The sequence below is a fragment of the Actinopolymorpha cephalotaxi genome, from assembly GCF_013408535.1.
Classification (GTDB): Bacteria; Actinomycetota; Actinomycetes; order Propionibacteriales; family Actinopolymorphaceae; genus Actinopolymorpha; species Actinopolymorpha cephalotaxi.
This window is the reverse complement of record NZ_JACBZA010000001.1, coordinates 364,858-387,152: the sequence shown is the minus strand read 5'-3', so window position 1 is coordinate 387,152 and position 22,295 is coordinate 364,858. Positions and strand designations below refer to the sequence as shown.

At 71.0% G+C, this 22,295-nt stretch carries 21 protein-coding genes and 1 tRNA gene; 11 read left to right on the top strand and 11 right to left on the bottom strand.

What is annotated here, in order from left to right:
* Window positions 1-226 precede the first annotated feature (226 nt).
* The 5 genes from FHR37_RS01705 (at window position 227) to FHR37_RS01685 (ending at window position 7,372) form a co-directional block, all read left to right on the top strand.
* A complete protein-coding gene (locus FHR37_RS01705) occupies window positions 227-1,003 on the top strand; it encodes a response regulator transcription factor (RefSeq protein WP_092881465.1) in 777 nt (258 codons plus the stop codon).
* A gap of 43 nt (window positions 1,004-1,046) precedes the next feature.
* Window positions 1,047-2,564, top strand: a complete 1,518-nt coding sequence (locus FHR37_RS01700; protein WP_092881463.1) for a sensor histidine kinase — start codon at window positions 1,047-1,049, stop codon at window positions 2,562-2,564.
* 34 nt (window positions 2,565-2,598) lie between these two features.
* Complete coding sequence (locus FHR37_RS32270) at window positions 2,599-4,704, top strand: ArnT family glycosyltransferase (protein ID WP_092881461.1); 2,106 nt, start codon at window positions 2,599-2,601, stop codon at window positions 4,702-4,704.
* Between the two features lie 189 nt (window positions 4,705-4,893).
* Window positions 4,894-6,156 carry a bifunctional glycosyltransferase family 2/GtrA family protein gene (locus FHR37_RS01690; protein WP_237768592.1) on the top strand — a complete coding sequence of 421 codons (1,263 nt, stop codon included), beginning with the start codon at window positions 4,894-4,896 and terminating at the stop codon, window positions 6,154-6,156.
* Window positions 6,157-6,232: 76 nt separating this feature from the next.
* Complete coding sequence (locus tag FHR37_RS01685; RefSeq protein ID WP_092881457.1) at window positions 6,233-7,372, top strand: alpha/beta hydrolase-fold protein; 1,140 nt, start codon at window positions 6,233-6,235, stop codon at window positions 7,370-7,372.
* Window positions 7,373-7,388: 16 nt separating this feature from the next.
* Here FHR37_RS01685 and FHR37_RS01680 read toward each other — a convergent pair whose 3' ends face one another.
* Both FHR37_RS01680 and FHR37_RS01675 read right to left on the bottom strand, forming a co-directional pair.
* The gene (locus tag FHR37_RS01680) at window positions 7,389-8,114 is read right to left on the bottom strand and encodes a pentapeptide repeat-containing protein (protein WP_092881455.1); all 726 of its coding nucleotides are present in this window, start codon (window positions 8,112-8,114) and stop codon (window positions 7,389-7,391) included.
* Window positions 8,115-8,199: 85 nt separating this feature from the next.
* The gene (locus FHR37_RS01675; RefSeq protein ID WP_092881453.1) at window positions 8,200-8,457 is read right to left on the bottom strand and encodes a hypothetical protein; all 258 of its coding nucleotides are present in this window, start codon (window positions 8,455-8,457) and stop codon (window positions 8,200-8,202) included.
* A gap of 868 nt (window positions 8,458-9,325) precedes the next feature.
* Here FHR37_RS01675 and FHR37_RS01670 point away from each other — a divergent pair.
* The 3 genes from FHR37_RS01670 to FHR37_RS01660 are packed head-to-tail and all read left to right on the top strand — an operon-like array spanning window position 9,326 to window position 12,501.
* Window positions 9,326-10,315 carry a phosphotransferase family protein gene (locus tag FHR37_RS01670; protein ID WP_092881451.1) on the top strand — a complete coding sequence of 330 codons (990 nt, stop codon included), beginning with the start codon at window positions 9,326-9,328 and terminating at the stop codon, window positions 10,313-10,315.
* Between the two features lie 30 nt (window positions 10,316-10,345).
* A complete protein-coding gene (locus FHR37_RS01665; protein WP_092881449.1) occupies window positions 10,346-11,698 on the top strand; it encodes an MATE family efflux transporter in 1,353 nt (450 codons plus the stop codon).
* Between the two features lie 26 nt (window positions 11,699-11,724).
* On the top strand, window positions 11,725-12,501 hold the full coding sequence (locus FHR37_RS01660; RefSeq protein WP_092881447.1) for a phosphotransferase enzyme family protein: 777 nt from the start codon (window positions 11,725-11,727) through the stop codon (window positions 12,499-12,501).
* Between the two features lie 6 nt (window positions 12,502-12,507).
* Here FHR37_RS01660 and FHR37_RS01655 read toward each other — a convergent pair whose 3' ends face one another.
* Window positions 12,508-14,274, bottom strand: a complete 1,767-nt coding sequence (locus FHR37_RS01655) for a glycoside hydrolase family 13 protein (protein ID WP_202817912.1) — start codon at window positions 14,272-14,274, stop codon at window positions 12,508-12,510.
* A 230-nt stretch (window positions 14,275-14,504) separates the two neighbouring features.
* Here FHR37_RS01655 and FHR37_RS01650 point away from each other — a divergent pair, with 230 nt between their 5' ends.
* A complete protein-coding gene (locus FHR37_RS01650) occupies window positions 14,505-14,939 on the top strand; it encodes a VOC family protein (RefSeq protein WP_092881443.1) in 435 nt (144 codons plus the stop codon).
* 12 nt (window positions 14,940-14,951) lie between these two features.
* Here FHR37_RS01650 and FHR37_RS01645 read toward each other — a convergent pair whose 3' ends face one another.
* Window positions 14,952-15,338 (bottom strand): VOC family protein, encoded by a 387-nt coding sequence (locus tag FHR37_RS01645; protein ID WP_092881441.1) that lies wholly within the window; start codon window positions 15,336-15,338, stop codon window positions 14,952-14,954.
* A 34-nt stretch (window positions 15,339-15,372) separates the two neighbouring features.
* On the opposite strand from FHR37_RS01645, the gene FHR37_RS01640 reads away from it, so the two are divergent.
* The gene (locus FHR37_RS01640) at window positions 15,373-15,900 is read left to right on the top strand and encodes a DinB family protein (RefSeq protein WP_237768591.1); all 528 of its coding nucleotides are present in this window, start codon (window positions 15,373-15,375) and stop codon (window positions 15,898-15,900) included.
* Window positions 15,901-15,977: 77 nt separating this feature from the next.
* Here FHR37_RS01640 and FHR37_RS01635 read toward each other — a convergent pair.
* From FHR37_RS01635 to galU, 7 genes are all read right to left on the bottom strand, one after another.
* Window positions 15,978-16,054: transfer RNA gene (locus tag FHR37_RS01635), tRNA-Ala, on the bottom strand.
* A 126-nt stretch (window positions 16,055-16,180) separates the two neighbouring features.
* Window positions 16,181-17,230 carry a divisome protein SepX/GlpR gene (gene sepX, locus FHR37_RS01630; protein ID WP_092881436.1) on the bottom strand — a complete coding sequence of 350 codons (1,050 nt, stop codon included), beginning with the start codon at window positions 17,228-17,230 and terminating at the stop codon, window positions 16,181-16,183.
* Between the two features lie 162 nt (window positions 17,231-17,392).
* Window positions 17,393-18,031 (bottom strand): GNAT family N-acetyltransferase, encoded by a 639-nt coding sequence (locus tag FHR37_RS01625; RefSeq protein ID WP_330831776.1) that lies wholly within the window; start codon window positions 18,029-18,031, stop codon window positions 17,393-17,395.
* Between the two features lie 50 nt (window positions 18,032-18,081).
* The gene (locus FHR37_RS01620; protein WP_202817911.1) at window positions 18,082-18,612 is read right to left on the bottom strand and encodes a MogA/MoaB family molybdenum cofactor biosynthesis protein; all 531 of its coding nucleotides are present in this window, start codon (window positions 18,610-18,612) and stop codon (window positions 18,082-18,084) included.
* Window positions 18,609-19,100, bottom strand: coding sequence for a cyclic pyranopterin monophosphate synthase MoaC (moaC, locus tag FHR37_RS01615; RefSeq protein ID WP_092881432.1), 492 nt, complete (start codon window positions 19,098-19,100; stop codon window positions 18,609-18,611). The genes FHR37_RS01620 and moaC overlap by 4 nt, the downstream gene beginning before the upstream one ends.
* Before the next feature lie 70 nt (window positions 19,101-19,170).
* Complete coding sequence (gene glp, locus FHR37_RS01610) at window positions 19,171-20,415, bottom strand: molybdotransferase-like divisome protein Glp (protein ID WP_092881430.1); 1,245 nt, start codon at window positions 20,413-20,415, stop codon at window positions 19,171-19,173.
* A gap of 79 nt (window positions 20,416-20,494) precedes the next feature.
* Complete coding sequence (gene galU, locus FHR37_RS01605) at window positions 20,495-21,454, bottom strand: UTP--glucose-1-phosphate uridylyltransferase GalU (RefSeq protein ID WP_092881428.1); 960 nt, start codon at window positions 21,452-21,454, stop codon at window positions 20,495-20,497.
* A gap of 255 nt (window positions 21,455-21,709) precedes the next feature.
* Here galU and FHR37_RS01600 point away from each other — a divergent pair, with 255 nt between their 5' ends.
* Entirely contained in the window at window positions 21,710-22,294 is a 585-nt protein-coding gene (locus FHR37_RS01600; RefSeq protein WP_092881426.1) for a 5-formyltetrahydrofolate cyclo-ligase, read from the top strand.
* Window position 22,295 lies beyond the last annotated feature (1 nt).

Below are 22,295 nucleotides of genomic sequence, written 5' to 3'. Positions count from 1 at the left end.
CGCGCGGACGCCGCGGCCGGACCGCCCCGACCGTCCGGTTGCCCGGGTGCGCGGCGAAACGGTGTGGTCACGCAGGGCTTTCGCGACGGCTGCCTGCCAGAGGGACGAACGTCGCACAACGGACGTCCGGGCGCGTTGGCCGTGCGTACGAAATCCTCCGCGGGGTCACAGCCTGTTCACAGCAATCGTTGAGGTTCCGCACAGACTTCGCAGTGACGATGCCCGCATGACGCGTACGACCTCGGCTACCCGACCGGACTCCTCCCACTCACCGGCTTCACCGGCACTGCGCCGGGCCGACGGCGGACCCGTCCGGGTGCTGGTCGTCGACGACGAGCCGACCCTCACCGACCTGCTGGCGATGGCGCTGCGCTACGAGGGCTGGGACGTGCGCACCGCCGACGCCGGTCGCGCGGGCGTCCGCGTCGCCCGGGAGTTCCAGCCGGACGCGGTGGTGCTCGACGTGATGCTCCCCGACCTGGACGGCCTGGAGGTGCTGCACCGGATGCGGGGCGAGGACCCGCGGGTGCCCGTACTCTTCCTCACCGCCAAGGACGCGGTCGAGGACCGGATCGCCGGGCTGACCGCCGGCGGCGACGACTACGTGACCAAGCCGTTCAGCCTGGAGGAGGTCGTGGCCCGGCTCCGCGGTTTGATGCGGCGTACGGTCACCACGACGACCCGTGAGGACGCGCTGCTGGTCGTCGGCGATCTCACTCTCGATGAGGACAGCCACGAGGTACGCCGGAGCGGTGATCTGGTCAGCCTCACCGCCACGGAGTTCGAGTTGCTGCGCTATCTCATGCGCAACCCGCGGCGGGTGCTGAGCAAGGCGCAGATCCTGGACCGGGTGTGGAGCTACGACTTCGGCGGCCAGGCCAACGTCGTGGAGCTCTACATCTCCTACCTGCGCAAGAAGATCGATGCCGGACGGGCGCCGATGATCCACACCATGCGGGGCGCGGGCTACGTGCTCAAGCAGGCTTACGGATCCGCGCCGTGAGGATGCCGGAAGCACCGCCAGGGGTCCTGCCGTGGTTGCTGCCGTGAGCGGTGTCAAGCGGGCGTTGACGCCGAACGGGTGGACGCTGCGGACGCGGCTGGTGGCGGCATTGACTGCGGTGTCGTTGCTGGTGTGCGCGGTGGTGGCGACGGTCACGCTGCTGGCGCTGCACACCTCGCTCACCGGTCAGCTCGACGACCAGCTCGCCGCCGCGGCCAGTCGCACCGCGACCGCGGAGCGCCCTCCGGGTGACGCCCCGCACCGGCCGTCCGATCTCCCCGCGGGACTGAGGTTCCTCGGCGCGCCCGGCATGGGCGTGGGCACTCTCGGCGCCCGGCTGGTCGACGGGACGGTCACCGACGCCGGCGTCCTGGACTCCTCCGGTGACCTGCTCCAACCCTCCTTCGCCGCGCGTTCGGCTCTCACCCGGCTCCCGGCCGACGGGCAGCCGCACACCCTCGACCTCGCCGGAGTCGGCAGTTACCGGCTGATCGCGGCCCGGACGCCGGACGGCGACGTCCTCGTCACCGGCCTCTCCCTGGAACCGGTGAACCGCACCGTCGTGCAGGTGGCCGGCGTCGTCGCCGGGGTCGCCGCCCTGGGCCTGCTGGCGGCGTTCCTCGCCGGCGCCACGATCGTGCGGCGCAGCCTGCGGCCGCTGAACCGCGTCGCCGCGACCGCCACCCGGGTCGCCCAACTCCCCCTGCACCAAGGCGAGGTCGCGCTGTCCGAACGGGTGCCCGCGATCGACACCGATCCGCGTACGGAGGTCGGCCGGGTCGGCGCCGCCCTCAACCAGCTGCTCGGCCACGTCGCGGACGCGCTCGTCGCCCGGCACCGGAGCGAGACCCGGGTCCGGCAGTTCGTCGCCGACGCCAGTCACGAGCTGCGGACACCGCTCGCGGCGATCCGCGGGTACGCCGAGGTGACCCGGCGCGGCCACGAGCAGGTGCCCGGCGACGTGGCGTACGCGATCGGCCGGGTGGAGTCCGAGGCCGCCCGGATGACCACCCTGGTGGACGACCTGTTGCTGCTGGCGCGGCTGGACGCCGGACGGCCGTTGGCTCAGGACGAGGTGGACCTGTCCTGCCTGCTCGTGGACGCGGTCAACGACGCCCGGGTGGCCGGCCCGGACCACCGGTGGGAGCTGCGCCTGCCTGCCGAGGCGGTGGTCGTCACCGGAGACCAGCACCGGCTGCACCAGGTGCTGGCCAACCTGCTCACCAACGCCCGTACGCACACCCCGCCCGGCACCCGGGTCACCGTCAGCCTGGCGAGGACGGGAAGGCGGGTGCGGATCGGTGTGTGCGACGAGGGTCCGGGCATCCCGGCGGAGCTTCTCCCGGTCGTCTTCGAACGCTTCGCCCGCGGCGACACGTCCCGGTCCCGGGCGGCCGGCAGCACCGGCCTCGGGCTCGCGATCGTGTCCGCGGTCACCGAGGCGCACCACGGGCAAGTACGGGTTGACAGCGCGCCCGGTCGTACGGAGTTCACGCTGGAGCTGCCCGTACGGCAGCCACGACCACTGGAACCGCACAGCCCACTCACAGCCGTCCGGTAGCTCTCGCACAGCCCGCCCGAAGACGCTTGCGGGCATGACGACGACACTTCTGCGCCGGCCCGGCGACCCGCGCTGGGTACGCCCGGCACTGCTCGCTCTGCTCGTGGCCACCGGCGTGCTCTACCTGTGGGGGCTCGGCGCCTCCGGCTGGGCCAACAGCTTCTACTCGGCGGCGGTCCAGGCGGGATCGGTGAGCTGGAAGGCGTTCTTCTTCGGGTCCTCCGACGCCGCGAACTCCATCACGGTGGACAAGCCGCCCGCCTCCCTGTGGCTGATGGCATTGTCGGTAAGGGCTTTCGGTCTCAGTTCGTGGAGCATCCTGGTGCCGCAGGCGCTGGCCGGGGTGGCCTCGGTGGGCGTCCTCTACGCGACCGTACGCCGGTGGTTCTCCCCTGCCGCCGGCCTGCTGGCCGGTCTGGTGCTGGCGACCACACCCGTTGCCACGTTGATGTTCCGGTTCAACAACCCGGACGCGCTGCTGGTCCTGTTGCTGGTGTTGGCGGCCTACGCCACGGTGCGGGCGACCGAGCGCGCGAGCACGAAGTGGCTGATGCTCGCCGGCGTGCTGATCGGGTTCGGCTTCCTGACGAAGATGCTGCAGGCACTGCTCGTCCTGCCCGCACTCGCGCTGGTCTTCCTGCTCGCCGCGCCCACCGGGCTGTGGCGGCGGATCGGTCAGCTTCTGCTCGCCGGGCTGGCCATGGTGGTGGGCGCAGGCTGGTGGATCGCGATCGTCGAACTCGTACCGGAGAAGTACCGACCCTACGTCGGCGGCTCGCAGACCGACAGCGTCCTCGAACTGACGTTGGGCTACAACGGCCTGGGCCGGTTGACCGGGAACGAGACGGGCAGTGTCGGCCCGGGCGCGCAGCAGGGTGGGTTCGGCGGTGGCGGCGGGCCGGGTGCCGCCTTCGGTGGGCAGACCGGCCTGGGCAGGCTGTTCAACGCGGAGATGGGCGGGCAGATCTCCTGGCTGCTCCCGGCCGCACTGGCGTTCCTCCTCGTCGGGCTGTGGCTGACCCGGCGTGCTCCGCGGACCGACCGAACCCGCGCCGCCCTGCTGCTGTGGGGCGGCTGGCTGGTGGTCACCGCGCTGGTGTTCAGCTTCATGGCGGGCATCATCCACGCGTACTACACCGTCGCGCTGGCACCCGCGATCGGCGCGCTGGTGGGCATCGGCGCGGTCGGCCTGTGGCGGCTTCGTGACCGGCTCCCGGCGCGGGTCGTACTGGCCGTCGTGGTGGGTGGCACCGCCCTCTGGTCCTACGTCCTGCTGGGCCGCACACCGGAGTGGAATCCATGGCTGCGCCCGGCCATCCTGGTCGCCGGCGGGGTGGCGGCACTGGGACTTCTCTTCGGCGCGCGGCGGCGCGCGGTGGCGCGGGCCGGCGCCGTGGTGGCACTGGTGACGATGCTCGCCGGTCCGCTGAGCTACTCCGTGGCCACCGCGTCCACCACTCAGGGCGGGTCCATCCCGTCGGCCGGCCCGGCCGGTCAGGGCGGGCCCGGTGGGATGGGCGGGCCCGGTGGGATGGGTGTCAGACCCGGCGGCATGGGCGGTCCAACAGGTATGCGTGGTGACGGAAACGGCAACGCTGCAAGGGGTTTTCCGGCCGGGCCACCACCCGGCGGCCGAGCAGGCAGCGGCAGGGCGGGCGGCATGGGCGCACTGCTGAACGGCAGTACGCCCAGCGCGAAGCTCACCGCGATGCTCGAGCAGGACGCCAGCTCCTACACCTGGGTCGCCGCGACGGTGGGGTCCAACAGCGCGTCCGGCTACCAGCTCGCCACCGGTGAGCCGGTGATGCCGATCGGCGGGTTCAACGGCAGCGATCCGGCCCCCACGCTCGCGCAGTTCAAGGCCTACGTAGCCGCCGGCAAGGTGCACTACTTCATCGCCGGCGGCATGGAGGCGCTGGGTTCGGTCAAGGACACCTCGCAGAACTCCCGGGCCGCAGGTCCGGGCGGACCCCCCGGGATGCGCGGCGGCACGAACTCGACCTCGGCCGGGATCGCCGCCTGGGTCGCGGCCACCTTCCCGTCCACGACCGTCGACGGAGTGCAGGTCTACGACCTCACCGCGACGAACGCCGCAAGCGTCGACGGAAGCACCAGCGGGAGTACCGCAAGCAGCAGTTGACACCGGACCACCGACGTCCGCGGCGGACCCCGTCGCGGCCCGCCTTCACCTTACGTCCTCGCGACCGGCGCGCCCTGCCGGTCGCGAGGACGTGCGCGTCTGCCAGGGCGCGTGGGGCTCCGGCACGTCACAGCCGTCCCACAGTTTCACCACACATCGCTCATAGCCGCCGCGTCAACTCTGGCTTGCATGACGACCGCGACCACGCCCATGACCACACCCACGACCTCGACCACCTCCGTGCACGCCGTACGCCACGACCACCGGCCCGATCCCGGCAGACCCGTTGTGGACGTGGTGATTCCGGTCCACAACGAGGAGGCCGACCTTCCTCGGTGCGTACGCCGGCTCCGCGATCACCTAAGCACCTACGTGCCGTACCCGTGCCGCATCACCATCGCCGACAACGCCAGCACCGACGCCACCTGGGCGATCGCCACCGAACTCGCGGCGGAGTACCCCGAGGTGGAGGCCGTTCACCTGGACCTGAAGGGGCGCGGCCGCGCGTTGCGTACGGTGTGGACGGACTCACCGGCACCCGTCCTCGCCTACATGGACGTGGACCTGTCCACCGACCTGGCTGCCCTGCTTCCGCTGGTGGCACCGATCCTGTCCGGGCATTCCGACCTCGCCATCGGCACCAGGCTCACCCGGCAGTCACGCGTCCTGCGCGGGCCCAGGCGCGAGCTCGTCTCCCGCTGCTACAACCTCCTGCTGCGCGGGACGCTGGTCGCCAGGTTCTCCGACGCGCAGTGCGGGTTCAAGGCGATCCGCGGAGACGTCGCCCGCCGGCTGCTGCCCCTCGTCGAGGACAGCGGGTGGTTCTTCGACACCGAACTCCTGGTCCTCGCCGAACGCGCCGGGCTGCGCATCCACGAGGTTCCGGTGGACTGGACCGACGACCCCGACAGCCGGGTGGACATCGTGGCCACCGCCCTGGAGGATCTGCGCGGCATCGTCCGCCTCGGTCGGGCGTTCACCACCGGCCGGCTGCCGCTGGCCCGGGTACGCGCGGAGTTCGGGCGCGGCCGTCCCGAACCACTCGCCGCTGGGGTGCCCGCCGGCCTGTCCCGGCAGTTGCTGCGCTTCGGTGCCGTCGGAGTCCTGAGCACGCTCGCCTACCTCGGGCTGTTCGTCACGCTTCGCCCCGGTGTCGGCGCCCAGGCGGCCAACCTTCTCGCGCTGCTGGTCACCGCGGTCGCCAACACGGCCGCGAACCGCCGGCTCACCTTCGGCGTGCGCGGCCGGGAGGCGGCCGGTCGCCACCAGGCGCAGGGCCTGCTGGTGTTCGGCCTGGGGCTGGCGCTCACCAGCGGCTCGCTCGCGCTGCTGCACGCGGGCGTGGCCGCACCCGGTCGCGGGGTCGAACTGGCCGTCGTGGTGGCCGCCAACCTCGCCGCGACCCTGCTGCGGTTCCTGTTGCTGCGCCGCTGGGTGTTCCGGGCCGCGTGACCACGAGGGCCAACGATGCGAAGGTAGGACGCGACGCCCAGGCCAGGGCCGGAAGCGACCAGCGAAGGTGGAGCCCATGATCCCCGATTCCACGCCGGAAACCAGCCACGGGCAGCGCTCCCCGTCGGCGGTGCGCACCGCCGAACACCCCTGGATCCATGCCGACCGCGCGGTGACGTTCTCCGTCTCGGCCCCGACCGCGCACACGGTCGAGCTGCAACCGGGCGGCCACGAGAGCGGGCTGGCCGCCGGGAGGACGCTGCCGTTCACCCGCGGCGAGAACGGCACCTGGACGCTGACAACCCCGCCGGTCAGGCCCGGCTTCTACTACTACTGGCTGCTCGTGGACGGGGTACCCACCAACGACCCGAACACCGAGACGTTCTTCGGCTACGGCCGGCCCACCAGCGGCCTGGAGGTCCCCGACCCGGACACCGACTTCCACGACCTGCTGGACGTGCCGCACGGCGAGGTCCGGACGCGGTGGTTCCGCGCGGCGACCACCGGCACGTGGCGGCGTTGCCTGGTCTACACGCCTCCGGGGTACGACGACGACCCGGGCAGGCGCTACCCCGTGCTCTACCTGCAGCACGGGGCGGGTGAGGACGAGCGCGGCTGGACCACCCAGGGCCGGGCCAACTTCATCCTGGACAACCTGATCGACCGCGGTGAGGCCGAGCCGATGATCGTGGTGATGAACAACGGCTACACGTTGGAGCCGGGCGCGGTCCCGGCCGAGCCGGGGTCCATACCGGAACTGTCCGAACGCCTGCTCACGGTGTTCGGCGACCTGCTCCTACGTGACGTCGTACCCATGATCGACGCCACCTACCGCACCGTCCCCGACCGGCGTTCGCGCGCCCTGGCCGGGCTGTCCATGGGCGGTGCGCAGGCGCTGTCGGTCGGGCTGACCAATCCGGACACCTTCGCGAGCGTCGTGGGGCTCAGCGCCGCGGTGTTCGAACCGCTCGACCCGGAGACGGCGTTCGGTGGCGTGCTGGCCGACGCGGACGCGTTCAACGCGCGGACCAGGCTGCTGTGGCTGTCCGCAGGCACCGGCGAGCAGTGGTTCGACGAGGTGCTCACCTCGATGGAATCGGTGCTGAGCAAGCAGGGCATCCACCACCGCACGTATCGTTCGCCGGGCACCGCGCACGAGTGGCAGACCTGGCGGGCCAGCCTGTACAACGTGGCCCCGCTGCTGTTCCGCGACTGACGTACGTACGCACTGCTCAGTCGTCGCCGGACCGGTCGCCGGGCTGGTCGTCGGCATCGTCGCCGGTCCCGATGACGATCCCGAGCGCACCGGCCAGGGCGTAGCTCAACGCCACCAGGTCGTCGGGGTCGATCACGGCGCCGCGCAGGCTTTCCACGCCGCGTACGCCGGCGAGCACGCAGTTGCGGAGCCGGGCGCCGGTCAGGTCGGCGTGCGCGAACTGCGCGCCGGACAGGTCGCAGTCGTCGAAGCGCGCGTTGCGCAGGTCGGCGTTGGTGAAGTCGGCCTGGGTCAGGCGGCAGCCGGTGAACCGCACCGCGGTCAGGGTGCTGAACCGGAACGCGGACAGGTCCAGCCGGCACTGGTCGAAGACGACGTCCCGGATGGTGCCGTCGGTCCAGTGCAGGCCGGTGGTACGCAGACCACGCAGCTCGCACCGGATCAGCGAGGAACTCGTCGTGGTGAGGTTGGCGAGGTCGCAGCGCTCGAACCGGCAGTCGGCGAACGTCGACTTCGCCAGGACGCCACCGCGCAGCTCGACGCCCTCGAAGAGACACTCCTCGACGTCGCAGGAGGTGACGTCGCGTTCGGCGAGGTCGAGGTCGGAGTAGGCGAGCCGGCGCAGGTGACCCTCGTCGGCCAGGTCGTCGCGCGGGAGCACCGCGGCGGTCAGGGTCTTCGGCAGCCGGGGCCGGGCCGGCAGGCGGCGGGCGGGGCGCCCGGATCGTGCGGGTGGCGGCATGCGCCGACCCTACGATCCACCACCCCCGGCGCCCGCCGGCACCATCGTCCGTACCCCCCGATGGCCGGGAAGCGACTGCCCGCCGTCACCTGCGGCGGTAGCGCTCTTCCCGCTCCTGTTCACTCTCGGCGCCGCCCCCACCGCTGCCCAGACTGAACCAGTTGCCCCACGCCGGACGCGTGGTGCGCATGTCGGAGTCGACGCGGGGCTGGACGGCACCGCGATCGTTGTCCCAGACGACATCGCTCTGCTTCCGGTGCTGGCGGATGTTGAGGATGCCCAACACCACCAGGGCCACTATTACCCCCGCGACTGCCCAGAGAAAGGTCATGTGGTCGAGCATGAGTCCCGACGATCATCGTGCCTATAGGCGAAACTACTCAACCTGGGCGGGCTCCGGAGATCAGCATCCGCCGTCGCCGCCACCTCCGCCTCCATCACCCCCGCCGCAGTCGCCGCCGCCCCATCCACCGCCGCCGTCTCCGCCGAAGAAGCCGCCCCCGCCGTCAGCGCCGAAGGCACGACCACTGCCACCACTGGCGCTACTCCGCCCCCCGTCCCAGGGAATGGAGTGGGTGAAGGGCAGGGTCGGCCCCTGGTCCTTGGTTCCTTTCATCTGGCGCTTGCGGTCCGAGCGACCGTCAAGGAAATGCACGAGGAGCAGCAGGAGAATCATTCCGATGATCCACGTGCCCACGACGTACCCCATGGCACCGAGGATGATCCCGGGCGACGGCCGTGTCCACAAGGCTGGGCGACCAGGTCAGCATCCGCCCCCTCCGCCGTCGCCTCCCCCGCCACCGCAGTCACCACCACCGCCTCCGCCATCGCCGCCGCCTCCGTAGCCCCCGCCGTAGAACCCGACAGCACCGGCGTCCCCACCTCCGTGCCACGACGACGAGCCGCGCGGCGCCGAGCGGGTGAGGGCCCGGCTCGTGCCGCGCTCGTACTTCTGTTTCGGCCCGACGTGCTTCCGGAACGACCGGGGCTTGCCGAGGCGTCTGCCGACCAGGACCACCAGGATCACCACCACGTCCCGGTGCCGAGGAGATAGAGGTTCATGGCACCGAGACTGAGCGCGGGTGCCGCCGTTGTCCATAGGCGAGAAGGGCCGAACCGCGCGTTCCCAGCCGCTGGCCACCGCCTTGTCGTTGTCGGCGGCTGCTGGGAGGCTGCGTCCGTCGCATACCTCCGGCCACGGGCAGGGATCAATGGAGAGCATCACCAAGAACCGCCAGTCGCCGCGGACGCTGAAGGCGATGGTCGCGCGCGCCTACGGTCCGGACCAGGTTCCGGCGGACGGCGACGACTGGGTGAGCGAGCTGGGGCACGGGTGGTTCAACGTCGCGTACCGGATCCGGCTGCGTGACGGCACGGCCGTCGTCGTCAAGATCGCGCCACCGGCCGGTGTCGAGGTGATGACGTACGAACGCGGCGCGATGGGCATCGAGCTGGCCGCACTGCGCCTCATCCGGGAGCGGACCACCGTGCCGGTGCCGACGGTCGACTTCGCCGACAGCAGTCACGAGCTGTGCGATGCCGACTACTTCTTCATGCCGTACGTCGACGCCGACAACCTCGGTATCGTCAAGGACGAGTTGACACCCGCCGTTCTGGATTCATACCAGGAGGCTCTCGGCGCGGCCAACCGCGAGCTCAACTCCATCCGTGGCACGGGATTCGGCCCGCTCGCCGGTCCCTTCGACCAGAGCTGGCGCGCGGTGTTCACCCGCATGGTCGAGGACGTGCTGCGTGACGGTGAACGCCGTCAGGTCGACATCGGCTGGGACTACGACGTCGTACGCGAGGTGTTCGACGCCCACGCCGGGACACTCGACGAGGTGGTCCAGCCCAGGTACGTCGAGTGGGACCTGTGGGACAGCAACGTCCTGGTCCGCGACGGGAAGATCGTGAGCATCATCGACCACGAGCGCGCGTTCTACGGCGATCCGCTGATCGAGGCCGGTTTCGTGCCCACCCAACTCGCGGCGTTCGGCGACGCGGCCGCGTTCATGCGCGGTTACGGACAACGCGAACTCACCGAGACCGAGCAGGTGCGCCGGCGGCTGTACTGCCTGCACCTGGTGCTCATCATGGTGATCGAGACCGTCTACCGCGGGCACACCGACAGCAGTCAGTACGACTGGGCGCGGGTTCAGGTGGCCGACCTCATGACGCGGTTCGGCCGCCGGCCCCGATGAGCGGTTCGGTGAGTGCGTGGTGAGCAGCGCATGGTGAGTGCGCCCCCGGGCAGGCGTTCGCCGATCGACCACGCGACGGCGCTGGGCACCGCGCCGGTCGGCCGGCTGCTGTGGCACACGTGCTCGCAGACCACGCTGTCCGTGGGCGTCTACGGGATCTACGCGCTGACCAACGCGTGGTTCGTCGCACGCGGGGTGGGCCCCCTCGCGATGGCCGCAGTTAACCTGGCAACGCCCGTGTTGCTGATCCTCGGCGCGGTGTCGACGACGGTCGGGGTCGGTGGCGCCTCGCTGGTGTCACGCAGCCTCGGGGCGAACGACCCACGGTCTGCCGCCCGGGCCGCCGGCAACGCGTTCGTGGTGTTCTGGGCGACAGCCGTCCTGGTGACCGTAGTGGGCCTGCTCGCGCTGGACCCCCTGCTGACGTTGCTCGGCGCCGTCGGGAGCACCCGCGAGCCGGCGGCCGAGTACGCGATCGTCCTCCTCGCCGGAGCGATCTTCTCCACCGGATTCTCCAGCCTGGTAAGGGCCGAGGGGCGCATGCGGTTCTCGACCATGCTGTGGCTCGTTCCGGTCCTGGTGCAGATCACGCTCGATCCCCTGCTGATCTTCGGGTTCCACCTCGGCGTGCGCGGCGCGGCGATCGGCACCGTCGGCGGGCAGGCGGTCTCCGCGGCGATGAGCCTGTGGTTCTTCTTCGGCCAGCGGCACCGGCCGTACCGGATCGGCCTGGCCGACCTCCGCCCCCATCCACCGACGATCCGCGCCCTGCTCGGAGTCGGCGCTCCGTCGTTCCTCGCCGGTTTCGGAGCCACCCTGCTGGCGGTGCTGGTCAACACGACGCTCTCGCGTGTCGGCGGCGCGACGGCGCTGGCCGCGTTCGCCGTGTGCGCACGGATCCAGACGTTCGCGATGATGCCCCAACTCGGCATCAGCCAGGGCCTGCAACCCGTGGTCGGCTACAACGCCGGGAGCGGGTTGTACGACAGGGTGCTGCGCGCACGAACCCTGTCCCTGCGCGCCACCGTCGGCTACGGCGTACTCGTCCTCGTCGCGGTCGTCGGGTTCGCCGGCCCGCTCGTGGCGGCCTTCGTCGACGACCCCGAGGTCGCGTCGACGACCCGGAACGCCCTGCGCATCATCGCGCTCGGGTTCGCCGTCGCGGGGGTCGCACCGCTGGTGTCGGCGTACTTCCAGTCGCTGGGGCGAGCGCGCCCGTCGTACCTCATCTCGGTCGGTACGATCCTTGTGATCAAGGTCCCGCTCGTGGTCGCGTTCAGCCACACGGGTTCGTCCGGGGTGTGGGTCAGCCTGGCCATGGGTGAGGTGGTGTCCGCGCTGGCGGCGCTGGTCGTCCTGCGCCGGGTCCGGCTCGGCGACTGACAGCCTGCCGTGGGTACGCTCGCCGGATGGCTGAGGCAATGTCTGGTGGCCGCTTCGCGAAGCCGGTTCGCCGGGGAGACACGGTCGAACGTGACCTTCGGCACCGAAACCCCAACGTGCACGCGCTCCTGCGGCATTTCGAGAACGTCGGATTCGAACTCGCGCCACGGTTCCTCGGCGTCAGTGCCGACGGAAGCCGGGAGGTGCTGAGCTTCGTCGAGGGCGAGACCGGCTACCCCCCGCTTCCGGCCGCGCAGCGATCGGACGAGGCGCTGGTGGAGGTCGCCCGCGCGATTCGCGCCATGCACGACGCCACCCAGGGCTTCGAACCGGTGGACCCGGCCGCCTGGCACCATCAGGACGTCGCGATGCCGACCCGGATCGACTGCATCGGCCACCACGACCTGGCCCCGTGGAACATCGTCTTCGACGGAAGCCGGGTCGTCGGCATCATCGACTGGGACAGCGTCGGCCCTTCCAACCGGGTGTGGGATCTGGCGTACGCGGCACACCAGTTCGTGCCGTTCCACCCGCCCGCGGGGCTGAAGGCGTTCGGCTGGGACACCGAGCCGGACCGAGCCGCCCGGCTGAGGATGTTCGCCGAGGCGTACGGCAGCGGGGTGACGCCGGAGGAGATCGTCGACCTCGCCGCCCTGCGACTGCTCTCGATCGGCGCCCACATCGCAGGGCAGGTACGCGCCGGGGACCCGAGCTTCGAGGTGCATCGCGAGGAGGATCACGCGCAGGGCTACCGGATCGCGGCGGAGTTCGTACTGGCCCACCGGGCGGCTCTGCTCACCTGACGGCGACTACCGGATCGGTGCCCGGCGCAGCACGAGCCCTTCCCACGCTCGCAGAACGATCTGTCCTCCGCCGGTGGCCGGCGATGCCGGGTAGTTGCCGATGACCAGTGCCGCCTGGTCCCAGTCGGGGCCGACCGGCACGGTCTGCTCGGTGCCGGAGAAGTTGCCCAGCACGAGCAACTGCTCATCGCCCCACGTACGGGTGAACGCGTAGATGTGCGGGTCGTCGGGCAGCAGCAGGTGGAAGTCGCCACGCTGGACCACCGGATCCTCGTGGCGCAGGGCGATCAGCCGTCGGTAGAGATGGAAGACCGAGTCGGGGTCGGCCACCTCGGCGGCGGCGTTGATGGTGTCGTGGTGGGGATTCACGTCGATCCACGGCTGCCCGGTCGTGAACCCCGCCTGCGGTGTGGCGTCCCACTGCATCGGGGTTCTCGCGTTGTCGCGGCTGCCCGCGGCCAGCCAGCTCAGCAGTTCCTCGTCGTTGAGCTGACCGCGCTGCCGCTCCGACGCGGCGAACCGGAGCGACTCGATGTCGCGGTACTCGTCGAGGGAGGTGAAGTAGGCGTTGGTCATCCCGAGCTCTTCGCCCTGGTAGACGTACGGAGTGCCGCGGTGCAGGTGCAGCACGATCGCGAGCATCATGGCCGACTCGCGACGGTAGGCGCCGTCGTCACCGTAACGGGAGACGACCCGGGGCTGGTCGTGGTTGTTCCAGTACAACGCGTTCCACCCGGCCTGCTCCAGCCCGGTCTGCCACCGGCCGAGTGTCGCCTTCAGGTCGCGCAGGTCGAGGGGAACGACGTCGAACCGCCCGGCCGGGCCGTGGTCCAGGGACACGTGCTCGAACGTGAACACCATGTCCAGTTCGTGGCGCGCCGGGTCGGTGAGGAGCTTGCCGTCCTCGACGGTCGCGCCCGGGGTCTCCCCAACCAGGAGCAGCCCGTCGCGGCGGCCCTCGTACACCTCGCGGTGAATCTCCTGCAGGAACTCGTGCAGCCGCGGTCCGTTGACCGTCGCCGCGAACGCGCTTCCGTACAACCCGTCCTCCGCGGGCACGTCCGGCAGGGACCCGTCGGGGCGGACATGCTTGGAGATGAGGTTGATGACGTCCATCCGGAACCCGTCGATCCGGCGGTCCAGCCACCACCGCATCATCGCGTACACGGCCTGACGGACCTCGGGGTTCTCCCAGTTCAGGTCGGGCTGCTTGCGGCTGAACAGGTGCAGGTAGTACTCGCCGGTGGTCTCGTCGTACTCCCAGGCCGGGCCGGAGAACACCGAGCCCCAGTTCGTCGGCTCCGCCCCAGGGGTGCCCGGCTCCATGCCCTCCCGGGCCGGCCGCCACCAGTACCAGTCCCGCTTCGGGTTGTCGACCGACGACCGGGACTCGGCGAACCAGGGATGCTCGTCGCTGGTGTGGTTGACCACGAGGTCCATGACCAGCTTGATGCCGCGCTCGTGCAGGGCCTCGATGAGCTCGTCGACATCCTCGAGAGTGCCGAAGGTGGGGTCGATGTCCTGGTAGTCGCTGATGTCGTAGCCGTTGTCGTCCTGCGGGCTGCGGTAGATGGGCGACAGCCACACCACGTCCACGCCCAGCTCCGCCAGGTAGTCGACCCGCTGGAGGATGCCGCGGACGTCGCCGATGCCGTCCCCGTTCGAGTCCTGGAACGATCGCGGATAAACCTGGTAGACGACGGCGCTCTTCCACCAGACGTCACTGGCCTCGGGCGTGTCAACGTGCGATTGCTCTGCGCTGTCGCTGATCATCAGGCTCTTCCCTTCGAGGGGCATCCACTCACGTGCCGGATGGGACGAGGGCGCGCGAACCGGCCATGCCGCAGGGCAGACCCTAATGGGGATACCGAACGATCGCCAGACGGTCCAGCGAGGCCCACTGTTGCCCGCAGTCGCTCCTGGATCACCTGCTGCATAGTGACGCGCTATCGCTATAGATCGCAGTAGTGCGATATGCCGAGGGGTGCGTCTATGGTGGCTCGATGACGTCGGTCAAGCAGGTCCAGGTCACCTTTGACTGTGCACAACCCGAACGTGTCGCCCGCTTCTGGTGCGAGGTGCTGGGGTACGTCGTACCGCAGCCTCCGGACGGGTTCGCCACGTGGGACGACTTCGATCGCTCGCTGCCGCCTGAGCACCAGGGTTCGGCGTTCGCATGCGTCGATCCCTCAGGTGTGGGCCCGCGGTTGTACTTCCAGCGCGTTCCCGAGGGCAAGGTCGTCAAGAACCGGTTGCATCTGGACGTACGGGTGGGCACCGGGCTCGTCGGCGAGGAGCGCCTGGCCGCGCTGGAGTCCGAATGCACGCGGCTCGTCGCACTCGGCGCCGTACGCCAACGGCTCCTGCCGGCCGATGACCACAACGAGTCGTGCATCGTGATGCAGGACGTCGAGGGCAACGAGTTCTGCCTCGACTGAGCGGCCGCGACGTCAGGAGACCTTCGAGACGATCTCCACGAGGTTGCCGTCCGGATCGCGCAACAGCGCGTTGCGGTTGCTGTTGCCGGCATCGTGGGGTGCCTGGACCGCGGGCACTCCCGCAGCGACCAGCTTCTCGAACGCCTCGTCGACGTCCCGGGTCCAGACCACCAGAACCATCGCCGGTCTCCCCGGTTCGGCGTTCACCCCGTGAACTCTCCTGGCCGCCTCGACCGTGCCGAGCCCGATGGTGAACCCGCCGAGCCGCAGCTCGACGTGCTCCGGAACACCTTCGGTGGGTGTTCGGAAGGTCTCCTCGAACCCGAGCAGATTCCGGTAGAAGCCGACAGCCGCCTCGATGTCGGCGGTGTAGAGATTCACCAGCGCGGCCTCGAACATGCGTGCACACTATCGGCAGGTAGCGTTGGCCGTCGTGACCACCGAATGGACCGCTCCTCCGATCGAGCGCGCTGACCCGGATCACATCGCCGCCGAGCGCAGGGCACTCGAGCAGTGGCTGGACTACCACCGGGACACCCTGCTGATGAAGTGCGCTGGGCTGACCCCCGAGCAACTGAAGCTGCGTGGGGTTCCGTCGTCGAACCTCTCGCTGCTGGGTCTGGTCCGGCATCTGGCCGACGTCGAACGCGGGTGGTTCCGCCAGTGCGCCGCGAACCAGGACGTGCCCGACCTGTACTGGACCGAGGCCGACGGGTGCGCCGACTTCAACAACGTCGAGTCGGCGGACGCCGAGGCAGACCTGGACATCTACCGGCGCGAGATCGTCGCCGCACGCGAGGCGGTGGCCGGCAAGGGCCTCGACGACGTCGTGCCATACCGGTGGGGCGGTCCCGACCGCGACCTCCGGTGGATCTACCTGCACATGATCGAGGAGTACGCCCGCCACAACGGCCACGCGGACCTGATCCGCGAAGCCATCGACGGTACGACCGGCGACTAGCGTCCGCGCCTACGGACTGCCCGGAGACGAACACACGAAGGCCCTGCCGGGTGATCCCGACAGGGCCTTTCGAGATGTGGTGGAGCTGAGGGGATTTGAACCCCTGACCCCCTCGATGCGAACGAGGTGCGCTACCGGACTGCGCTACAGCCCCATCCCGTGCCACGTCCCCCGCTGTGTGCGTAGCGGGCGGCGAACGACCAAGACGATAGCACGCGCACTCACCCAGAACGCCACCGCATCCGCCGCCCCGGCGGGGACACATCGACCGGTCACCGGCTCAGTCGCCCACTGCCCGCCAGTCGGTGTCGCCGCTCTTCTGTTCGCCGTTGGCGGACCCCCGCTCCGCGCCGGAACGATCATCGGCACCGGACTCGTCGAGCAGCATCTTGGGCGCGTCCCCCGGCCGGGTCAGCAGGCCGTCGGCCGACGTTCCGCCTGCGGCCCAGACGCCCGACTGGGCGAGATCGACGGTACGGACGGTCCGCGGCGCCTTGGCCTTGGTGACGTACGTCGGCAACGGCACCCGCACCGGGTCCCACAGCTCACCGGACGGCACCGACGGTCCCAGGGACACCCGGTCCGACGCGACCGGCGGCGCTGTCTCGGCGGCGGGAGCCGACGGGACGGAAGGTGTGGAAGGCGTGGAGAACGCTGAGGGTACGGGCGGCTCGTAGGCGGCCACGGTGATCGTGGGCGTCTCGACCGGGACGTCCCGGATCCGGTCCTCACCGACGTTGCGGGTGACAGCAGGCGCGGCGTGACGCGACACGGTCCGCGGCGACGGCATCTCGCGACGGTCGTCGGCCCGCTGCCGGTCGTCGGGCACCCGACGGGCCGACGGCGCGTCCATCGACCGGTGCTCATCAACCTGCCGACGCTCCTGCCGGGCGGCGGCGGCCGACACCATCAGGAAGCCCACGGTCAGCCCGACCGGCACCAGAACACTCCACCAGCCGACGACGCCGGCCATCGACAACACGGCGGCCAGCGTGGTCAGGACGGTGAGCAGAAGAAGCGTGCGTCTGCGGCGAGCCGCCGGGGAGACACCCGGAGCACTCCCCGGCCGGCGCGAGTGCGCGAAGGCCGACGAGAACTCCGGAGAGGTCGAGGAGGTGCGCTGCGGTGGCACCGCGACCTGCCCACCAGACTCGGCCGGGCGGGCACTTTGACGGCGAGCCAGAACGCGCGAAGTCGACGGAACGTCCTCGGAGGGGACGTCGTCGACTGGCCGCGCGGCGGTCGCCTCGTCGTGCCGGCGTAACCAGAGGGGGACGAGGTAGACGGCCCACGCAACCACGATCGCTGCATAGATCAGGCCAGTACCCACGTGGACGAACGTACGCAGAAAATCATGGAATCCGGCGCAGGTAACACGGTGTGTCGCCGGACTGGCCCCAGGACTTGTCCCGGACTTCTTCCCAGGCTCGCCCCGAACCCGTCCCGAACCCGTCCCGAACCCGTCCCGAACCCGGCCCGAACCCGGCCGGACTCAGCCCGGTGGCGCGTTGCTGCCGTGCTGTTCGGAGCTCCCTCGCTGCTCCGGAGGCGAGCTTCGCTGAGCGCGGCGCCAGCGGTTCAGCAGACCTTCGGGCACCTCCTCGGCGTTCAGCGCGAACGCCAGATGGTCGCGCCAGTCGCCGTCGATGTGGAGGTAGCGCGGACGCAAGCCCTCCTTGCGGAAGCCGAGTTTCTCCACCACCCGAAGGCTGGCTGCGTTCTCCGGGCGGATGTTGATCTCGATACGGTGCAGGCCGAGAACGAAGAAGCAGTGGTCGGCGGCCAGCGCCACCGCGGTCGGCATGATGCCGCGGCCGGCGTAGGACTGGTCGATCCAGTAGCCGATCTGCGCCCAGCGGGCCGAGCCGAGCGTGATACCGCTGACGGTCAACTGGCCGACGAGGCGTTCGACCTGCACGCTCCGCCCGCCCGGCGCCGGCGGCTCGGTGTAGGTCACCACGAACGGCAGGCAGATGCCGGCGCGCGCCTGCGCCCGCAGCATCCGCACCATCGACCGGAACGTGCGCGGACGCGGCTCGACGCCCGCCGGCGGCGTTGCCTCCCACGGCGAGAGCCAGGAGAGGTTGCGCGCGCGGACGTCCCGCCAGGCGCGGGCGTCACGGGTGCGCAGCGGGCGCAGCCCGACGGGGCCCTCGGAAAGCCGTACCGGCCAGGTCCTGGTCAGCGTGCACCTCCCGCGTGATCGCCGGGGACATGATCGTGGGGTACATGATCGCCGGGCGCGTGGTCGCCGCCGGCCACCTGGTCGACGGCATGGACGAGCACCGGTGCGAGCACGGCCAGGCCGTCCCGCGCACCTCCGGTCGAACCCGGCAGGTTGACCACGAGGGTGCGTCCCGCGAGCCCGGCAAGGCCGCGGGACAGGCTCGCCGAAGGTATGCCGCGCCCGAGACCATACGCCCGGATCGCCTCCGCCAAACCCGGAACCTCCCGGTCGAGCAGCGGCCGGGTGACCTCCGGCGTCCGGTCGGTGGGGCTCAGGCCGGTGCCGCCGGTGGTGAGCACCACGTCGTACGCCGCGGCGACGGCCTCCCGGAGTGCCTCGCCGACCGGCTCGCCGTCGGGCACCACCCGCGGCCCGTCCACCTCGAAGCCCAGGTCCGCCAGTCCCTCGACGAGCACCGGCCCGGCCCGGTCGGCGTAGACGCCCGCGGCCGCGCGGTTGGACACCGTCACCACCAGCGCTCTCACGACGGTCGCCGCCAGTCGCCGGAGACTCCCCCGGCCTTCTCCTCGACCCGGACGTCGGTGATCACCGCGCCCGGGTCGACGGCCTTCACCATGTCGACCACGGACAGGGCCGCCACCGAGACCGCGGTGAGGGCCTCCATCTCGACGCCGGTCCGGTCGGCGGTGCGTACGGTCGCGGTGATCTCCACCGCGTCGTCGGCCACTGTCAGGTCGACCTTGACACCGGTCAGGGCGATGGGGTGGCACAGCGGAACGAGGTCGGGTGTCCGCTTCGCGCCCATGATGCCGGCGACCCGGGAGACGCCGAGCGCGTCGCCCTTGGGTACCCCGTCACCGCGCAGCAACGCGACCACCTCGGCACTGACGAGCACCCGCCCGGTCGCGCGCGCGGTCCGGGCGGACACCTGTTTGCCGGACACGTCGACCATCCGGGCCTCCCCGGACTCGTCCACGTGGGTGAGACCACGGGGCCGTGCTGGTTCCGACATCCGCCGCCTTTCTCTTCCTGGGTCACCGGGTGTTCCTGGGCCACCGCACTCAGCCCGGGCCACACAGTGCTCAGCCGGACGAAGCCCCGCCCGCGGCCTCGGCGTCGAGCAGCATGACGTTCATGGTCGTGCCCTCCTCGACCTGGGTGACGTCCTCGGGTACGACCGCGAGCGCGTTGGCCTCGGCCAGCCCGCCCACCAGGTGCGATCCGGGCCCACCGACCGGGGCGACGTGGGCGCGGCCGTCCTCGTCGACGGAGTAGCGCACCCGGGTGTACTGCTGCTTTCCCTCGGGCGAGGTCCACCCGCCGGTCGCGGTGGCGGTGACCGTCGGCGCCACGTGCGGGGTGAGTCCGAGCATCTTGCGCAGCACCGGGCGTACGAACACCTGGAAGGAGACGTACGCGCTGACCGGGTTGCCGGGCAGGGTGAAGATCGGCGTGGAGTCCTCACCGACCACCCCGAACCCCTGCGGCTTGCCCGGCTGCATCGCGACGCTGGTGAACTCCACCGTGCCGAGCCGGCTCAGCACCGACTTGACCACGTCGTAGGCGCCGACGCTGACGCCGCCGCTGGTGACCACGAGGTCGGCCCGGACCAGCTGGTCCTCCAGCACCCGCATGAACTCCCGCTCGTCGTCGGGCACGCCCACCACGCGGTAGGCGATCGCGCCGGCCTCCCGTGCGGCGGCGGCCAGGGTGAAGCTGTTGGAGTCGTAGATGGCGCCCACGCCCAGCGGCTGGCCGGGTTCGCGCAGCTCCGAGCCGGTGGAGAGAACGACCACGCGGGGCCGCGGGCGTACCCACACGACGTCGCGGCCGACCGAGGCGAGCAGCCCGATCCGGCGGGCGTCCAGCCGGGTACCCGCGCGGACCAGCAGCTGGCCGGTGCGGACGTCCTCGCCGCGCCGCCGGATGTAGTCGCGGTCGCCGGGCGCCTGGGTGATCGAGACCTTGGCCACGCCGCCGTCGGTCCACTCGACGGGGACGACCGCGTCCGCGCCGTGTGGGATCGGGGCTCCGGTCATGATCCGCAGGGCCATGCCGGGTGCGAGGGCGAGTGCCTCCACCCCGCCCGCCGGCAGGTCGCCGATGACAGGAAGCACCACGGGCGAGTCCTCGCTCGCGGTCTCGACGTCCTTCCGCCGGACGGCGTACCCGTCCATCGAGGAGTTGTCGAACGACGGGAGGTCGAGGCCGGCCTCGACGTCCTCACACAACGCGCACCCCTGCGCGTCCAGCAGGTGCTGCTGGAACGGCGGCAGCTGCTGCACGGCGGCCAGCGCCTGGGCGAGGTGCTCGTCGACGGTTCTCACCGCGGGTCCTCCGATCTCACCGCACGTACCGCGCGTCTGCGTCCCGGCCCGGGCCGTCCCACCGACCCCGCCCGTCCTGCTACTTGCCCTTGCCGTCCTTGCCGTTGCCGCCGTCGTGACCGTCCTGCCCGTCCTTCTCCGCCACGAACTCCCGCAGCCAGGACAGGAACTCCGGCCCGAGGTCGTCCCGCTCGGCCGCCAGCCGCACCGTCGCGCGGAGGTAGTCGGCGCGGTCGCCGGTGTCGTAGCGGCGGCCGCGGAAGAGGACGCCGTGCACCGGGCCGCCCTCCTCGGCCTTGCGCCCGGCCAGGGTGCGCAGGGCGTCGGTGAGCTGGATCTCCCCACCGCGCCCGGGCTTGGTGTCGCGGAGTACGTCGAACACCTCCGGGGCCAGCACGTAGCGGCCGATGATCGCGAGGTTGCTCGGCGCCTCCGACGGGTCCGGCTTCTCCACCAGGTCGGTGATCCGCACGACGTCCTCGCGGTCGGTGGCCTCGACGGCGGCGCAGCCGTAGAGGTGGGCCTGCGAGGGCTCCACCTCGATCAGTGCCACGACGCTGCCGCCCTTCTCGCGCTGGACGTCGATCATCGCGGGCAGCAGCGGGTCGCGCTCGTCGATCAGGTCGTCGCCCAGCAGGACGGCGAACGGCGAGTCGCCCACGTGCGGCGCGGCGCACAGGACCGCGTGCCCCAGGCCCTTCGGCGCGCCCTGGCGGACGTAGTGCACGTCGGCCAACTGGCTGGACAGCTGCACCTCGGCCAGGCGGTCGTCGTCGCCCTTCTCCCGCAGCGTCTCCTCCAGCTCCCACGCCCGGTCGAAGTGGTCCTCCAGGGCACGCTTGCCGCGCCCGGTGATCATCAGGACGTCCTCGAGTCCGGCGGCGACGGCCTCCTCCACGACGTACTGGATCGCGGGCTTGTCGACCACCGGGAGCATCTCCTTCGGCGTCGCCTTCGTCGCCGGCAGGAAGCGGGTGCCCAGCCCGGCGGCGGGGATGACGGCCTTACGGACAGTGGAGGAAGAAGCGGAGTGACCCATGCGCCGAACCCTAGTGGGTGTGGGGGTATTCGCTCCGGAGCACCGCCGAGCCTGGCCGCTGATCACTGCGCGTACAGCATCGCCTACGCGGACCGGTCACGATCTGTAGACCATGCCGGAAAATTTGCGCACGGTCGGTTGATCTGGTTGGTCATTTCCCGGAAGTGATGCGTCTACCCGAATGTTGAGAGAAGATAACGAACCATGCAGGCCGAGAGCTTCCCGCCGCCTGACAGGCAGCTTGCCAAGGAGAAAATGCGCCGCCGCGTGCTAGGGCGGCGGGCTCGGCTGCGCCCGCCCGACCTGCAGGCGGCGGCCGTCGCGCTTCGTGACGTGCTGCTCAGCGTGTCCGAGGTGAGCCGGGCCGCGGTGGTCGCGGCGTACGTCGGAGTGGGCAACGAGCCCGGCACGGGTCCGTTGTTGGACGCACTCCGCCAGCGCGGCATCCGGGTCCTGCTGCCGGTCCTCGAGGCCGACTACGACCTCGACTGGGCGGTCTACACCGGGCCCGACGACCTGGTCCGGGCCACCCGCGGCCTGCTCGAGCCGACCGGCCCACGGCTCGGTCCCACCGCCGTCGGCACCGCCGACGCGGTTCTCGTACCCGGGCTCGCCGTCGACCGCTCCGGCATGCGGCTCGGCCGCGGCGGCGGCAGCTACGACCGGGTGCTCGTCCGGGCCGCCCGGGACGCGTTCCGCTGCGCGGTCCTGCACGAGGGTGAGCTCGTCGACGACGACCTCCCCGCCCAGCGGCACGACCAGCGGGTGCAGGCCGTCGCACTGCCCTCGGGGCTGGTGCGCTTCCCGCTCGCCAGGCACGAGAACACCCTCAGGTCCTGAC

Coding starts and splice junctions, on each gene's coding strand:
- FHR37_RS01705 (WP_092881465.1), top strand. CDS start 227: ATGACGCGTACGACCTCGGCTACCCGACCGGACTCCTCCCACTCACCG.
- FHR37_RS32270 (WP_092881461.1), top strand. CDS start 2,599: ATGACGACGACACTTCTGCGCCGGCCCGGCGACCCGCGCTGGGTACGC.
- FHR37_RS01690 (WP_237768592.1), top strand. CDS start 4,894: ATGACGACCGCGACCACGCCCATGACCACACCCACGACCTCGACCACC.
- FHR37_RS01685 (WP_092881457.1), top strand. CDS start 6,233: ATGATCCCCGATTCCACGCCGGAAACCAGCCACGGGCAGCGCTCCCCG.
- FHR37_RS01680 (WP_092881455.1), bottom strand. CDS start 8,114: ATGCCGCCACCCGCACGATCCGGGCGCCCCGCCCGCCGCCTGCCGGCC.
- FHR37_RS01675 (WP_092881453.1), bottom strand. CDS start 8,457: ATGCTCGACCACATGACCTTTCTCTGGGCAGTCGCGGGGGTAATAGTG.
- FHR37_RS01670 (WP_092881451.1), top strand. CDS start 9,326: ATGGAGAGCATCACCAAGAACCGCCAGTCGCCGCGGACGCTGAAGGCG.
- FHR37_RS01665 (WP_092881449.1), top strand. CDS start 10,346: ATGGTGAGTGCGCCCCCGGGCAGGCGTTCGCCGATCGACCACGCGACG.
- FHR37_RS01660 (WP_092881447.1), top strand. CDS start 11,725: ATGGCTGAGGCAATGTCTGGTGGCCGCTTCGCGAAGCCGGTTCGCCGG.
- FHR37_RS01655 (WP_202817912.1), bottom strand. CDS start 14,274: ATGATCAGCGACAGCGCAGAGCAATCGCACGTTGACACGCCCGAGGCC.
- FHR37_RS01650 (WP_092881443.1), top strand. CDS start 14,505: ATGACGTCGGTCAAGCAGGTCCAGGTCACCTTTGACTGTGCACAACCC.
- FHR37_RS01645 (WP_092881441.1), bottom strand. CDS start 15,338: ATGTTCGAGGCCGCGCTGGTGAATCTCTACACCGCCGACATCGAGGCG.
- moaC (WP_092881432.1), bottom strand. CDS start 19,100: ATGTCGGAACCAGCACGGCCCCGTGGTCTCACCCACGTGGACGAGTCC.
- galU (WP_092881428.1), bottom strand. CDS start 21,454: ATGGGTCACTCCGCTTCTTCCTCCACTGTCCGTAAGGCCGTCATCCCC.
- FHR37_RS01600 (WP_092881426.1), top strand. CDS start 21,710: ATGCGCCGCCGCGTGCTAGGGCGGCGGGCTCGGCTGCGCCCGCCCGAC.